14 protein-coding genes are annotated in these 14,671 nt (G+C 54.1%); 8 read left to right on the top strand and 6 right to left on the bottom strand.

Annotated features, from left to right (window positions below):
• Positions 1-273 precede the first annotated feature (273 nt).
• Complete coding sequence (locus Q1L34_RS13115; protein WP_004862215.1) at positions 274-555, top strand: hypothetical protein; 282 nt, start codon at positions 274-276, stop codon at positions 553-555.
• Between the two features lie 341 nt (positions 556-896).
• Entirely contained in the window at positions 897-2,258 is a 1,362-nt protein-coding gene (locus Q1L34_RS13110) for a YncE family protein (protein ID WP_327204563.1), read from the top strand.
• Between the two features lie 282 nt (positions 2,259-2,540).
• Here Q1L34_RS13110 and Q1L34_RS13105 read toward each other — a convergent pair whose 3' ends face one another.
• Together Q1L34_RS13105 and Q1L34_RS13100 are read right to left on the bottom strand one after the other, a co-directional pair.
• Positions 2,541-3,125, bottom strand: coding sequence for a hypothetical protein (locus Q1L34_RS13105; RefSeq protein WP_004862221.1), 585 nt, complete (start codon positions 3,123-3,125; stop codon positions 2,541-2,543).
• Positions 3,126-3,515: 390 nt separating this feature from the next.
• The gene (locus tag Q1L34_RS13100) at positions 3,516-4,964 is read right to left on the bottom strand and encodes an MFS transporter (protein ID WP_233446197.1); all 1,449 of its coding nucleotides are present in this window, start codon (positions 4,962-4,964) and stop codon (positions 3,516-3,518) included.
• A gap of 100 nt (positions 4,965-5,064) precedes the next feature.
• On the opposite strand from Q1L34_RS13100, the gene Q1L34_RS13095 reads away from it, so the two are divergent.
• Together Q1L34_RS13095 and Q1L34_RS13090 are read left to right on the top strand one after the other, a co-directional pair.
• Positions 5,065-5,868: a helix-turn-helix transcriptional regulator gene (locus Q1L34_RS13095; protein ID WP_004862226.1), complete on the top strand. Its 804-nt coding sequence runs from the start codon at positions 5,065-5,067 to the stop codon at positions 5,866-5,868.
• Between the two features lie 394 nt (positions 5,869-6,262).
• Positions 6,263-6,844 (top strand): dihydrofolate reductase family protein, encoded by a 582-nt coding sequence (locus Q1L34_RS13090; RefSeq protein ID WP_032717483.1) that lies wholly within the window; start codon positions 6,263-6,265, stop codon positions 6,842-6,844.
• Positions 6,845-7,150: 306 nt separating this feature from the next.
• Here the strand turns inward: Q1L34_RS13090 and Q1L34_RS13085 are convergent, their stop codons facing one another.
• From Q1L34_RS13085 to Q1L34_RS13075, 3 genes are all read right to left on the bottom strand, one after another.
• Entirely contained in the window at positions 7,151-7,711 is a 561-nt protein-coding gene (locus tag Q1L34_RS13085) for a nucleotidyltransferase family protein (RefSeq protein ID WP_265796041.1), read from the bottom strand.
• A 101-nt stretch (positions 7,712-7,812) separates the two neighbouring features.
• Positions 7,813-8,457: a TenA family protein gene (locus Q1L34_RS13080; protein WP_004862233.1), complete on the bottom strand. Its 645-nt coding sequence runs from the start codon at positions 8,455-8,457 to the stop codon at positions 7,813-7,815.
• A complete protein-coding gene (locus Q1L34_RS13075; RefSeq protein ID WP_004862236.1) occupies positions 8,457-9,302 on the bottom strand; it encodes a BtpA/SgcQ family protein in 846 nt (281 codons plus the stop codon). Before Q1L34_RS13075 ends, Q1L34_RS13080 begins: the two co-directional genes overlap by 1 nt.
• 26 nt (positions 9,303-9,328) lie before the next feature.
• Here Q1L34_RS13075 and Q1L34_RS13070 point away from each other — a divergent pair, with 26 nt between their 5' ends.
• Positions 9,329-10,201 carry a ribokinase gene (locus Q1L34_RS13070; protein ID WP_048023632.1) on the top strand — a complete coding sequence of 291 codons (873 nt, stop codon included), beginning with the start codon at positions 9,329-9,331 and terminating at the stop codon, positions 10,199-10,201.
• A 1-nt stretch (position 10,202) separates the two neighbouring features.
• Here Q1L34_RS13070 and Q1L34_RS13065 read toward each other — a convergent pair whose 3' ends face one another.
• A complete protein-coding gene (locus tag Q1L34_RS13065) occupies positions 10,203-11,156 on the bottom strand; it encodes an ABC transporter substrate-binding protein (protein ID WP_327204562.1) in 954 nt (317 codons plus the stop codon).
• Positions 11,157-11,499: 343 nt separating this feature from the next.
• On the opposite strand from Q1L34_RS13065, the gene Q1L34_RS13060 reads away from it, so the two are divergent.
• The 3 genes from Q1L34_RS13060 to Q1L34_RS13050 all read left to right on the top strand — a co-directional run bounded on the left by Q1L34_RS13060 (position 11,500) and on the right by Q1L34_RS13050 (position 14,669).
• Entirely contained in the window at positions 11,500-12,522 is a 1,023-nt protein-coding gene (locus Q1L34_RS13060) for a LacI family DNA-binding transcriptional regulator (protein ID WP_004862242.1), read from the top strand.
• Between the two features lie 380 nt (positions 12,523-12,902).
• The gene (locus tag Q1L34_RS13055; protein ID WP_160873108.1) at positions 12,903-13,649 is read left to right on the top strand and encodes an ATP-binding cassette domain-containing protein; all 747 of its coding nucleotides are present in this window, start codon (positions 12,903-12,905) and stop codon (positions 13,647-13,649) included.
• An 18-nt stretch (positions 13,650-13,667) separates the two neighbouring features.
• Positions 13,668-14,669: an ABC transporter permease gene (locus Q1L34_RS13050; protein ID WP_004862247.1), complete on the top strand. Its 1,002-nt coding sequence runs from the start codon at positions 13,668-13,670 to the stop codon at positions 14,667-14,669.
• Positions 14,670-14,671: the final 2 nt, after the last annotated feature.

The raw sequence follows: 14,671 nt of genomic DNA, 5'->3' as shown, positions 1-14,671 counted from the left end.
GAATCCGAACGCGGATCCCGGCATCGTTCCTTGGCTGCCTGTTCACACAATTAAATCGTGCGAACAGGACCAGAAGGACACCCAACAGGCGACCGGTGCCCCGTTCCCCATTGATGAACTCTGCATGATGTTAATCGTGTCCGTTTTTGCTACGAAACCCACCATAGAGCTACCATCGGACGACGATGAGCGAAAAGCTGACCTTGAGTCATCCTTTCCCAGGCCGGCGTTTTATGTTTTCCTTAGCCTAAGCAACGGAACAAGGAAAACACCGTGAAAATCTACTGGACCCTAAAAAGTATTACCGAACTAAAAGACTTATCTTTTCGGGAGCGCGGAAGACGGTGGCGGAATGCCTATAAATCGGCCTTCCGGCACTGGCAGACCTGGGGCGGCCTCGTCCTCTGCGGGGCCTTCAGCGGCGCGGGAGCGCACTTTGGCGGCCTGGCCGGCACCGTAATATTTGCTGGGCTGGGTGGCTTTATTTACGGCCAGATCGTGACACACGTTGTCCTGAAACATTATCGGCACCGACTGCAGGACGAAGCCAACTGATCTTTCAGGCCTGAAAAGCGTTCAGGCTCATCAGGCTGTAAGTGACTAGATCTTTTTTTCGCAGCTAACCTTAAGATTCAATCATTTCTAATGATTGAATCTTAAGGTGCTCCCTCCTGCTCACCCAGGCCAAAACCCGCACTACGTTTCCCCGCGATACAGTAAAGGCCCTGCATTTAAGATACCACCCCAAACAGTAATGATAACTATTTGCATCAGTGTGCTATGTTGTATGCGCTTAAAACAAGAGCGGGTTCTCATGGCGGAAGATAAGACTCATCGCGTGGGAAAATCCTGTGGCTGCGCTGAGATGCAGCATCAATACAATTTATGGAGAGAAGATGAGAAGAATTTCAGTCTGGTCAGTGCTGTTGGCTTCAGCTATTGCGATGTCAACCGCCATAGCGGCATACGCCGATAGCCAATGGACAGCCGCCACCACGACCTTTCCTGGTAGCATCCGTGCCGGGTCACGGGAAATTCCCGTCAAGCCCGGAGATAAAACGGTTATAGCCATTAAGAGCCTACAGGCGGGCACGACCGTCACCATTCTCAATGGTGCTGAAGTCCTGACACCGAAACCACTGACCGCCGACGAGAAGGGAAACCTCACTATTCCGTTGACCGTTCCGGCCGATGCCGCAACAGGCCTTCATCCACTCACTGTTATTACGCAAAACCCGGCGAGCGTTTCGCAGGTCATGTTGAAATTGTCCCAGATTGTCCCGCCAAAAAACACGGAGGCTTTCAGGCTGCAAACAACGTCCGTCGGTGAGCGGGCTTACCAGGTGGCAGTGTCGGCTGACGGAAAGCTGTTCGTGACCTCTGCACGCGGCCCGAAGGATGGTAGCCGCCTACTGAGACTGAATGCCAGAACCCTGGCTGTCGAAGCGGAGGCAACACTGCCTGAAGACAAAAAGGGCGAGCAGATTGGTGTCTTCGGCGTCGGTGTTGATAATGCCCATAATCAGGTCTGGACGACGAACACCCTTGCCGAGACGGTGACCGTCTATGACGCAAAAACGCTTGCCGTCGCCAAAGTCTTTCCGGAGGGTTCGGTCGCACATCCACGCGATGTGGTTATTGACGAAGCCAACAATCGGGCCTATGTCAGCGCGGCGCTGACCGGTTTTGTCGAAGTGTATGACACCAAAACGCTGGAGCACATCGGTCAGCTGGAGTTTGTGGTGGAGCGTGGCAAAAACCTGTTTAACAGTACCGATCTTACCCTCGATAGCGCTGGCGGCAAGCTCTACGGCGTCAGCCGCGATACGCCATGGGTAGGCTGGATTGATCTCAAAACCGGCAAGAGTACGACGGTGAAAGTACCTCAGGCGCAGGGCGCAACCGACATCGCTCGCGATCCGCAGACCGGCCGTCTGTATGTCGCGTCCCAGGAGACGAACAATGTCGTGGTTCTTGATGCGGACGGTAAGGTACTTGCGGATACCTATATTGGTGCCGGGGGAGTATCTGTCGTCTGGGATCCGGTGACCTCGCAGGTTTTCGCCGCCGCGCGTGCAGGCGGAACCGTAGCAGTGCTGAACAAGGACGGTAAACTGGTCGCTAATATCCCGGTGGATGATACGCCAAACAACCTGACCGCCGGGCCTGATGGCGCAGTTTATCTGGTGTCTATGTATGGCTCGACCGGAGATAAAGTTCAGACCGGTTCAGTGACGAAAATCACCGCCAAAAAATAACGCCATGAGTCCGCCGGGTTAGTCGCAGGCAGGTCAGCCTGGCATTATTATTAACCCCCAGTCACCTGTGGGCCGGGGGTATGTTTTAGCGTATCCGATCGATATTCACATCTTTTTACTCGAAGCTGATTGACGTCCATCGCGATCAAGCAACACAAATCTCGTTCTGGTGTTCACCGTCTCACCTGGACGAAGCGGTATGTCTGCCCAGAGGCCCACAAAAAACGGCTTCCGCGGTTGCGGCACCTCACCTTCCGGCTGCAAGCAGATCAGAATAAAACGCTATACGTCAGGAGCTCGAGGGAAAATTTCAAGGTAACTACTATTCGTATAAAAAGGAACAATCAGAAACAGCATACCGGCACCTCCTTGCTGATACTGTACGGCTAAATCTCCATTATGAGTGATGAAGAGTCGGTGCTCCCACCACTGGCATCCGGCGCTCATATCTGGGGTACAGTTTTTGACCTTTCTAATTAATTCACCATCCTTTGTCAGATATAGAGATTTCACGTTTGAGTCTGATGGTTTTTCTTCTGAGCCATCGAGAAGGACAAATGTTCTTTCATCCAGAGTTCTGTTTTGCGAATCAATCGATTTGATATGCATTGTTTTGGAATCATAATCGAGTTTTAACTCTACAGTTGAAGTCTTGTCACCTTTAACGTAAAAAAACTCAGTCAAATCGCCTGCGCCCCAGTATTTCTCCTCACTTGATTTAACGGGTTTAGCCATGAACCGATAAAGGCTATGTGAATGAATATCCTGTCGGTTAGAATACTCCGCTTTATATTGTGCCATCTGCGGCGAATGGACAACACACCCGCTCAGTGCCAGCACAATGAATAAAACAGACGGTCCGCGCATTGACAATTCCCTATGTTAAATAACCCAAGCCAGCATTAATTTATACTATATCTCTAAGCGGCTGACTAACAGGGATTATCGACCGCTGTTCAGCGGTCAGCTATATAGCCTGATCCGGTCACGGAAACCCTCTCAACGAAGAAAAGTGAAAAAGCCAGACCTCACTCCAGCCTGTTTTTGCCGGTGACCTCTCTTTCTACCTGTTTTCGCGTTGCAGCGGGCGTTCCGCTGTTTCTGTCTATGCATGCAGAATGGCTGCCGATACACCTTCATGAGTTTACAGTAGTTAACCGGCAGCTTTGAGCGAGAAGCGGACCGTCATCTATCACGGTGAATACGCGAGACTCAATCATCCACCGTCAGATTAAGGCGCTAACGGATGAAACCCGATCATTGTGTTGTTGGTTGCGTTTTTTCCAGAATCAGCAACAGCAGGCAGATGGCTCCCGCCGCTGCGAGGTTGTAAAGCATTCCAGCCACAAAGGCAGAAGCATACTGTCCGGCTGGTGACAAAGAGGTCGTCTCTGCAAGAGCGCCATTAAACAGAATGCCCACGACAGCAACGCCCAGAGCAGCGCCGACTTGCTGTACTGTTGATACCACTCCGGAAGCCATGCCGGAGTCTGCTTCGTCAACGAAACCCAGCACCAGGTTCAGCAGTGGCGTCATAATGTAACCCTGTCCGGCACCGATCATAACAAGCGCCGGGAGCAAGTACACCGGCTTCAGTTCAGCGCCTGACAGCCAAACCTGAGCAACTAATACCGTGATGAATAGCGCATAGATCAGGGCGCCCCAAAAAAGGGTCCGGGTTCCCCATCTGGAAAGCACTCGTGGCGCCGCCAGTGACGCAAGCACAAACCCTACGCTACAGGGCGCAAACAGGCTTCCCGCCATGAAGGGATCCAACCCCATCCCCGTCTGTACCAGTAAAGCAAAGCAGAGGAAAAATGAACTTGATGTCGAATAAACCAGTAATACCAGCAACGTGCCCAGCGCAAAATGGCGCTTCGCCATCAGGCGCATATCCACGAGCGGCCATTTACCACTCATTCGGCGGCGTACCTGTTGTCGACAAAAGAGCGCGAGTACAATCAGCGCGATACCCGGTGACCATAGACTCCACGCGGGCCAGCCTTGCACCGGCCCTTCTATCAATGGAACCAGCAACAGCGTCAACCCGGAGCTGATCAGTACCACGCCGATCCAGTCCAGCTGTGGTCTTTGCGGGGCGGCGGATTCGGGAATCGATCGTGCGGCGAGAATAGCGAGAACGCCAACCGGCACATTGATAAGAAACAGAGTGCGCCAGCTCAGGCCGAACAGGTCTACATGTACCAGCCAACCGCCCAGCACCTGACCGGCAATCGCGGCCAACCCCAGAGTCATCCCCAACAGGCCAAAAGCTTTGCGCCTGTCATTACCCGCAAAGTTAACCCGGATGGAGGCATACACCTGCGGGAACAACAATGCCGCCGCCAGCCCCTGTAACACCCGGGCGCTGATAAGATAACCGGTATCAGGCGCCAGGCCACAAAATGCCGACGCCAGCGTAAAGCCAGCCATACCGATGATGAAGAGGCGACGGCGGCCAAACCGATCCCCCAGCCGCCCGCCGGTAATCAACAAAACGCCAAACGCGAGTTCATATCCGGCGACAATAAGACCAATCTCGGCGAAATTTGCCCCCAGCCCGGCCTGAATACTGGGAATGGCCACATTAACGACAAACAGATCAAAGATGGTGACGAATCCCGCGAGGAGCAACACGGTCAAACCAGCCCACGGAGGCGTTTCACGTTCGCGCGGCATCGAAAAACAGAGGGGTGAACTCATCATGTATATCCAGGGTAAGGAGAATATGCGACGATTCTCTCTTGCTCTTTAAACCATTACAATTTAACACTTTATACTATTACTTTAAGTAACGAGATAAGCGATGCGCACACTGAATCGAACGCGTTCCGATCTGGCAGCCTTCCTGCGGGCACAGCGGGAACGTCTGTCACCTGCCGACGTCGGGTTGCCCAGCGGAACCCGGCGCCGGACGCCAGGCCTCCGGCGTGAAGAAGTCGCGGCGCTTGCCGGAGTCGGCCTCACCTGGTACACGTGGCTTGAACAGGGCCGGGATATTGGGGTGTCGTCCACCTTTCTGGATAATCTGTCGCGGGTACTGAAACTGGATGCCGCTGAACGTCGACACCTCTTTATGCTCGCACATCAGCGTCCTCCTGCCGACCCCGGAAAAACCTGGTGCGTACTCCCTCCCCTTGTGCGGCGGCTGATGCACGATCTGCCGCATCCTGCTTTTGTGCTCAATCTGCGCTGGGATGTCCTGGGCTTTAATATGTTAGCCGATAAGCTGTTTAATTTTGCCCGTCATGTACCGGAGCGGCGTAACCTGCTCTGGCTACTGTTCACCGATTCCGCGCTACGGGCGCGTGTGGTTGACTGGGATGAACAGGCTCCGCTGATGTTGTCTGACTTTCGCCGTGACTTCACTCGCGCCAGCCAGAGCAGCGATATTCCTGAACTGGTCAATGAGCTGGAACAGGTTTCACCCGAGTTCAAAACCTGGTGGCGACAACATCAGGTTCACGCGCCTTGTAATGGCATCCGCCGTTTGCTGATAGAGGAACAGCCCGTGCCTTTCGAATTCACGTCGCTGACCGTGGATGAAGACAGGCATCTGAGGCTGGTGGTGTATGCGCGCCAAAAAGAGGAACCAGCGCTTGCTGATTAGCATTCAGCGTGGGGCCAGTGGCTTTCGCCCGCTGGCTTAAACACGGCTGAATCTACCGCAGCTGCTCACGTAACTACGTTCCGATCCCATCTGGCGATCTTCAGATACCTTCGGGACCAGGGGCTTTCCGCGGGAGGCAACTTGTTTTTCTCACTACTTCGTTCTTTTATTCATCTTGATCCAATACAACTTGAGCGTGCCCGGGAACACCTTCGTCACCCTCTCCGGTGTGATGAGCGGTGGATGGACAAATCAAAGTAACGATACCTCTGTTTTTTCCGGATGCGTAAGCACGCAAGATAGCGTTGGAGAAAATGGGGGCGATAGAAAGCGGGAAGCAAACCCTGGCGCGCCTCGCAGGCTATGTAATCAAAACCTAATCAAAGAGAAAATCATGAGAAAAATAGTTTCGTTTGTCCATGTGTCGCTAGATGGTTTTGTCGCTTCTACCGCAGAGGGCCCGGCGGGTCTGGCCTGGATAAGCATAAGCCCCGACCTGTTTGAATACGTAGAGCAGCGAATTCAGCAAACCGACACCGCCTTATATGGGCGCACCACCTACCAGATGATGGAATCGTACTGGCCAACGGCTGCCGACAAGCCTGACGCCAGCCCACATGACCATGCGCATTCGCGTTGGTATAAATCTGCCCACAAAGTGGTGTTGTCGAAAACCCTTCTGGAGAAAAATCACCCTAATACGCAAATTATCAGTCGCAATTTAAGCGGCGAAATCAGCAAGCTCAAGCAGAGCGCGGGTAGCGAAATCTTAATGTTTGGTAGTCCCTCAGCTACTCACTCGCTAATGGCGGAAAACCTTATTGATGAGTATTGGCTATTCGTCAATCCGATTCTGCTGGGGCAAGGCATTCCCTTGTTCCAAAATATAAAACACAGAACCTCACTCATGCTGGTGAAGAGTCACGTTTTCCCGTCGGGCGTAGTGTGTCTGCAATACGAGGTGAAACGAAATTAATAATGCCAGGTTCCGACAGTTCAGCAACAGGAATAAAACTCCGAGCGGCTGCATTTCTGCAAAAGTGTAGCCAATCGATGTTTTGCGGTATGTGTCTACCCTGATTGACAATAGCGCCTAAGGGGTCGCAACATCCGCTCCTGGCACGCAGCGGACTTTACTTACATAGATATTAGGGAGGCGCAATGTTGTCATTGCGCTGTGGCCTGATGAAAATCGTGCGCTCTCGATGATGGCCTGCCGATGTAAACAAGTCTTTCATTTTCATCATCTCCAACGATAATCCACTATAACCCCAGGCCCACACTATGCGGGCAGGATTAGCTGCAAATCCGGATAGCGTTCCAGCCACCGTTTTGCCACGACACGCTGCCAGAAAACATCCCGCTTATCGCTCTCAAAGAATGGCGTTGCCCGAAGATGTCGTTCAAACAGATCGTCGAGCCCATAAGGCGCAATGATCTCAATAAGGGTGGAACGGCCTATTCTGACCGCGACGGCCGTCGCCGTCTCAGGCCAGTAGCGAAGAGCATTCGCTGTCGAGCAATAGGGTTCATTATCATTACGTTGATGCATCCTGGCTTGATTCTTCACCGACCAGTTAAAGACCGGTGATTGCCGGCTGAGCGTCTCTTCCAGAGCGCTATCAACAACTGAACTGCAGTTTTTCGGGTCGAACCAGACAACATCCACATCACCCGAGACTGGCCTTTGCCCGTATCCGTGCAGATGATCCCAGACCGCATCTCTGACAAAGCCGGCACCAATCCAGCCATCGCTGAGTTCCAGCGCCTGAACGGCATACAGCGCCTTCATTCTTATCGGGTCGTTTAACAACAGGTCCTGCAATACGTCCTGATATTTCATCATTTCCCTGAAAACAGTGATTAAGGTTGCTATCTGCCTGATAATAGCATCAATGTCCAGGGGGGCGCCGCTGCTGGCGCCCCCCTGCTATTACCTCGCGGCTAATCCTCGTACGCGGCGTGATGGAAATCAATTTCCCACTGCAGCACATCCCCGTACAGCGCCGACAGCGCCTGCTTTTCGTTTTCACTCAGCGCCATGGCGCAGCGATCGAGTTCGTTCTTCAGCCAGAGAGCCTGCTGATAAAAGTCGTCTTCGGCGTGCATTACCACCCAGCGCCTGACGTCAGCATCGCTCTGACGATGCTCGCTCGCCCCCCGGCACCAGGAGTAGTACATCCATTCCGCCCCGAACATCATGGTAATGATCTGTTCATAGTTGCCCGACCGGGCTGTCCGCAGCATGCCGTCGCGAAAGCGCTGCACGGCTGGCAAATCGTGCGGATAATCCGCGGGATTAATCCGCCGGTCTGACAAGACCTGTTCAAACCACGCAATCTGCGTGTCTACCAGCGCGTTCAGTACGCCGATGAGCCAGCGCTGCTGCTGAATATCCGGCGCCTTGCTGACCCCGAGGGCGAAAATCGCGATTGCCGTGGCGACAAAGTTGCCCTCAAACACCAGATAGCGGTTGAATACGGTTGTCGGCAGACGATCCTGTTCAATATCAACCACAAAACGGTGCCTCTGCATCGTCTGCCAGACCTGCTGATGTTCGCGCAGCAGGCGATCGCTAAATGCTTCCATTATGCCTCCTCCAGCGCGGCCTGGGCGACGGACATAAAATGCTTAACCCGGGCCAGCTCAACGTCGTTCCACCAGACGCCATCAACTTTCATGGTGCTGGCCACAATGACTCCCTGAGTCCGTCCGAGGATCTGGCTGACATTGGCTGGCGTCACCCCCGAGCCCACTAATAACGGTAGCTCTGTCGCCGCGCGAATCTCATCAATTTCCGCCATCGTGGCGCTATCGCCGGTGCGCTGACCCGTGGCAATCACCGCGTCGGCCTCGAAAAAGTCCACATCGCGAGTCAGCTCTTGAATCGAACGATCGGCAACGATAGCATGGCTGCCGTGCTTAACGTGGCTATCGGCAAAAACGCGGATATGTTCAGCGCGCAGCATGCTGCGATAGCGCAACGCCCTGGCCGCCGCCCCTTCAATAAACCCTTCGTTGGCGATATAAGCATTGGCCCACTGATTGACGCGAATGAAATCGGCGCCCCCCGCCAGAGCGATAGCCATCGCCGGAATCGCAGCATTTGCCAGGACATTAATTCCCAGCGGTACGCCAAAACGCTCGCGTACTTTCTCGGTAATGACCGCCATCAGCGCCGAGGTTTCATGACCGATATCTTCAGGTTTAGAAAAAGGGATATCGCCATGATTTTCAACAATCAGGCCATGAACGCCTCCAGAAATATAATTTTCAGCATCCCGAAGCGCACGCTCGACAATATCACCCACTGATTTCCCTCGATATTTAGGCGTGCCGGGAAAAGGATCGCAATGAATAACACCTATAACAACTTTACCACGTGAAAAAATAGCTTGTATTGCATTCGTTTTTTCTGCTGAGATAGCAACCATCTTATCCATCCTGTTAAGGGAACACTATGCGTGTTTACGTTATCGGCAATATTACCGTAGATGAAACCTGGTCTGTTTCGGATATACCAAAAAAAGGCACTTCAATTCATGGCGTTAAAGTTTCGCAGGATATCGGCGGTAAAGGCGCGAATCAGGCGATTATATTATCCCGCAGTGGAATAGAAACGCGATTAATTGCTGCCACAGGAAATGACAGCAATGGAATCTGGATTCGCCAGCGGATACAAAATGAAGCATTAACGTTGCTACCCGACTGCCATTTTAACCAACATAGCGATACCTCGATTATTTTAAATAGCGCTGATGGCGATAATGCGATCATTACCACTACCGCCGCCGCCGATACATTCCATCTTGATGATATTATTCCACACATGGCCGATGCCGCCGCGGGCGATATTTTGCTACAACAGGGCAATTTCTCCCTGGAGAAAACGCGGGCGCTATTCCAGTATGCCAGAACCCGCGGTATGACAACGGTATTCAACCCCTCACCGGTCAATCCTGACTTTTGTCATCTGTGGCCGCTTATCGACATCGCAGTGGTCAACGAATCAGAGGCTGAATTGCTCCAGCCATACGGCGTAAAAACCTTAGTGATTACCCAGGGGGCAGCAGGCGCCTGGCTGATCCGTGATGGCCAGCGTCAGTTTTGCCCCGCCGCCCCCGCCGAGGCGCTTGATACCACCGGCGCGGGCGATACGTTCCTCGCTGTGATGCTGGCATCCGCGCTACTGCGCGACGTCGAACCAGATCGCCTGGCGCTTACCCATGCCAGCCGTGCTGCCGCCATTACCGTTAGCCGCCGGGGCACGCTCAGCGCGTTTCCCGACGCTCAGGAGCTCACCGCCCTGTTAGCCACGGGCGGCGCGCACTGACCTACTTAAACAGCGAGCGGTAGCTATCAACGTTCGCTTTGGTCACCACCGTTGCCGGAACCAGAATGGTTTTCGGCACGGTTTTTCCCGACGTAATGCTGTTCAGCGCCTTGAGGGCTTCGGCCCCCATCTTTTCCGGATCCTGTTGCAGTACGGCGGTGACGTATCCGCCGTCAATACCCGAAATCGCCTTCGCCGTCAGATCCCAGCCAAAGACTTTAATATCTTTCTGACGCCCCTGGTTCTCCACCGCGGCAATGGCGCCCAGCAGCGCAGGTTCACCGGTAGCATAGATAGCCGTCAGATCGGGGTTGCCGGTAATCAGGTTTTCCGCCGCGGTCATCGCTTTATCCTGCACGTTCTGCCCGTCGACGACGTTGGCGATGGTAATTTTCGGGTTGCTTTTCAGCGTCTCTTCGAAGCCCTTCTGCCGCTGGTTCTGAATCGCCGAGTTCAGGGCGCCGACGATCCCCAGCCGCGCCTGGCCGCCCATCTCTTTCTGCACGTAGTCAACGAAGTATTGGCCAATAATTCTGCCGCCTTCGATATTATCCACGCCCACCTGAGCCGCCTGAGGCCCGGCCGGTAATACGGCATCAATAGCAATCACAGGAATGTTAGCAGCGGCGGCTTCTTTTACCGCGGGCATAATTCCGTTAACGTCGATAGCGGCAACCAGAATGCCCTTAACACCTTGCTGAATATAGTTTTCAATCGCGTCATTTTGCGCGACGGGATTGTCGTTAGAGTTAAAAATAACTAAATCCTTACCGCTGGATTTTGCTGCATCCTGCGCGCCTTTATTCATCAAATTAAAAAACAGAGCCTGCTGATTGATCTGTACCAGCGCATAAGTGGGAACGGCGGCACTGGCGGTAGAAATAAAGCTCACTGATGCCAGCATCGTCGTTGCTATAGCAATAAAACGCAGTTTTCCGGTGTTAAATAACATCATCAGTATCCTCGTCGGGAATAGTTGATAGCCAGCAGAGTTCCGCGTCGCATGCGAACGCAGAAGGCTTATTTTTTGGCGGGCAAATATCGTCTATATGGCCAGAACGATCGTCGAACGTTCGGCTGGACCTGCTTAATTTCATTCCGGCAACCGGTCCGTGTCGGTGCGCGACTGGAATGAGTTAAACGGGTTTGGGAATGACTTCCCGGATGATGCGGTAAACTGCCTATACAATTCTCCGCCATTTAAAATTTGTCAAGCATTTATTTAAGGATATTGTTAACAGAGATATTGCTGTATCCACCGCGCTTAACTATGTTACAGATAGCCGATTCTGGCAGAAATGGCGCAGGAAATGAGTATAAAACGCGTATTATTATCCGACGTGGCAAAGCTGGCGGGCCTGTCGAAGGCTACCCTGTCGCGCTATATGAACAACAGTATTGTGCTGCCGCAGGAAACCATCGACCGCATCGAAACGGCAATACGCGAACTGGACTATCGCGGTAATAGTCTCGCACGCCGTCTGAGTAAAGGCGGAAGCGAAACCCTTGGCCTGGTGCTGCCCGACATCACCAACCCCTTCTTTGCCGAACTGGCCGATGCCGCCGAAGAGGCCGCCTCTGCCAACGGCTACAGCCTGGTACTGTGCATCACTCGTAATAACCCGGAAAAAGAGTGTCAGTTTATACGCTGGCTGGATACCTGCCAGGTCGATGGTCTGCTGTTCACCACCAACCGCCCCGATAACGGCCTGCTGCGCAAAGAGGTTCAGCGCCACGAACGCATTGTGCTGCTGGATGAGGACATTCCCGGCAGTAAGGTTCCTAAAGTCTTTGCCGATAACGTCCAGGGCGGGCGGATTGCGACCGAAAAACTGATCGCCGCCGGGCATCGCCATATCGCTTTCGTCGGCGGTCCGGACAAGCTGATGAGCGTCCGCGAACGCTATCAGGGCTTTTGCACCGCCATGAAGCAGGCCGGTCTGAGCTGGCCCCCCGAATGGGTTATGTACGGCGACTACCAGCGCGAGTTCGGCCAACAGGCGCTGCAGTATTTGTTTAGTCAGCCGGTTCGCCCTACTGCCGTCTTCGCCGCCAGCGACTATCTGGTGCTTGGCCTGCTCGATGGGCTGCGCGCCGGCGGACTGCAGGCGCCGGAGGCGCTGTCGTTAGTCGGCTTCGATGACGCCAGCTATGCCGATTTCACCCAGCCGCGTATTTCAACTATCCGCCAGCCCGCCCGGGAGCTGGGCCGCACTGCGGTGAACATCATGATGCGCTTGCTCAACGACGACAAAGATATCCCGGCAGAAACCCGCCTGCCGGTGGAATGGATTGGCCGCGACTCGATCAAGATTTGTTAAGCGCGTCCCAAAATGGCGCAAAAGCGCCCAGTTTTGGCGCAAAAAGCGTTCAACCTGCCATCTCTTCACTATAATCAGTAAACCGGTTTACCGGAATGTAATCAAGAAACACTATCTATTACATAAGGTTAAGTCACAGGGCTGCGGTGTTGTTCCTGCCCTGGCACGGATGCTGCAATGTTCTTACTGGCGAACAAATATCTTACATAGCGTTTGACCAGACTGTGTTGGCGAGTGCTCCACTCCGCAGGTAAACCGGTTTACTAGAATGTAAACCGTGTCGGATGGGGTATCTCCCGCAGGCTGGCGAACATTTTCCCGGCAATAGCGATGGGAGTTATCAGATGCAGCAGCCACAAACTACCCCGCCAAGGGTGGAGATGATCAATATCACCAAGACCTACGGGTCGATACGTTCGTTGCGCGGAGTCAACCTGGAGCTGGCTCCCGGCGAGGTGCTGGGATTAGTGGGCGATAACGGCGCGGGGAAATCAACCCTGACCAAAGTACTATCTGGCGCGGTGATCCCCTCCAGCGGCACTATTCGTATCGACGGTGAACAGCACCAGTTTGCTAATCCGGCCGATTCGCGTCGCTGCCATATCGAGATGGTGTATCAGGATCTGTCGCTATGCGACACGGTCGACGTCGCGGGCAATCTGTTTATGGGTCGCGAGCCGATGAAATCGCTCCTCGGCATCCCCTTTCTCGACGAAGCCAGAATGCACGCCGATGCCCGGGAGATGCTAAAAGGGCTGGGAATTTCCATTCCTGATACTCGCCTGTTGGTGCGAAATCTTTCCGGCGGCCAGCGCCAGGCCATTGCCATCGCCCGCGCGGCGGCTTTTGATCCGAAGGTGCTGATCATGGACGAGCCAACCGCCGCGCTGGCCGTCGCGGAAGTTGAAGCGGTTCTGGAGCTAATTCGTCGCGTTTCCGCTCGCGGCGTGAGCGTTATTCTGATTACCCACCGCCTGCAGGACCTGTTCCTGGTCTGTGACCGGATCATGGTGATGTATGAAGGTACCAACGTCGCCGACCGGCGGGTGGCCGACACCAGCCTGAGCGATATCGTTAACCTGATTGTGGGCGAGAAATTCACCGCCCGCTCTGCGGCTGCACATTGAGGTAACAGGATGAGTATCATGAACTTAAGCAGCTCCCGCATGATCCAGCATTCGCTGCCGCGCCGCCTGCTGCATAACCACTCGGGCGTGGTGAGCATCGCGCTATTTTTTGTCTTCTGCTGCGTGGTGTTTTCGCTGATTACCGGCAATTTCCTCACCGGCACCAACTGGCTGAATATCATCCGTCAGAGCGCCCCGCTGCTGATCGTCGCAACCGCAATGACCCTGGTGATTACCACCGGCGGCATCGACCTGTCGGTGGGATCCACCCTCGCGCTGGTCGGCGCGCTTTCCGCTATCGCCCTGAACAACTGGGGACTGCCGTGGCCGGTGGTTTTGCTCGGCGGTCTGCTGCTCGGCGGATTAGTCGGCGCCATCAACGGCTTTTTTATTGCCTATGAAGGCATTCCGGCGTTTATCGTCACCCTCGCCACCCTGGCCGTTGTGCGCGGTATCGCGCTGCTGGTGACCCAGGGCTATTCGATTCCGCTTCCCGCTGACAGCCTGTTTACCTTTATAGGGCGCGCGTGGGTCGTGGGTATCCCCATGCCAGCGCTGATTGGCATTATGGTTCTGATTATCGGGCATATCGTTCTCAACCATATGCGTTTTGGCCGCTATGTGACGGCTATCGGCGCGAATGCCGAAGGCGCACGACGCAGCGGGATTAACACCAAAGCGGTGACCATGAAGGTCTATATCATCAGCGGAATGGCCGCCGCGCTGGCCGGAATGATTATTACCGCACGTCTCGGCAGCGGCTCCTCCAACCAGGGCGAAGGTTTTGAACTGCAGGTCATCGCCGCCGTTGTGCTCGGCAGTACCAGTCTGTTTGGCGGCTTCGGGACGATTATCGGCACGCTGCTCGGCGCGCTGTCGATTGCGGTGATTCAGAACGGGCTGATCCTGTCGCATATTTCACCGTTCTACACCCAGATAGCCACCGGCACTATCATCCTGCTGGCTATCTGGCTGAACACCCGCATTCTCAACCCCACGCGCTCGGCGGCAAAAGGATAGAT

Origin of the sequence: Klebsiella ornithinolytica (assembly GCF_030505655.1) — a bacterium.
GTDB lineage: Bacteria > Pseudomonadota > Gammaproteobacteria > Enterobacterales > Enterobacteriaceae > Klebsiella > Klebsiella ornithinolytica.
The sequence above is the reverse complement of the archived record's forward strand: the minus strand, read 5'-3'. Positions and strand labels throughout refer to the sequence as shown.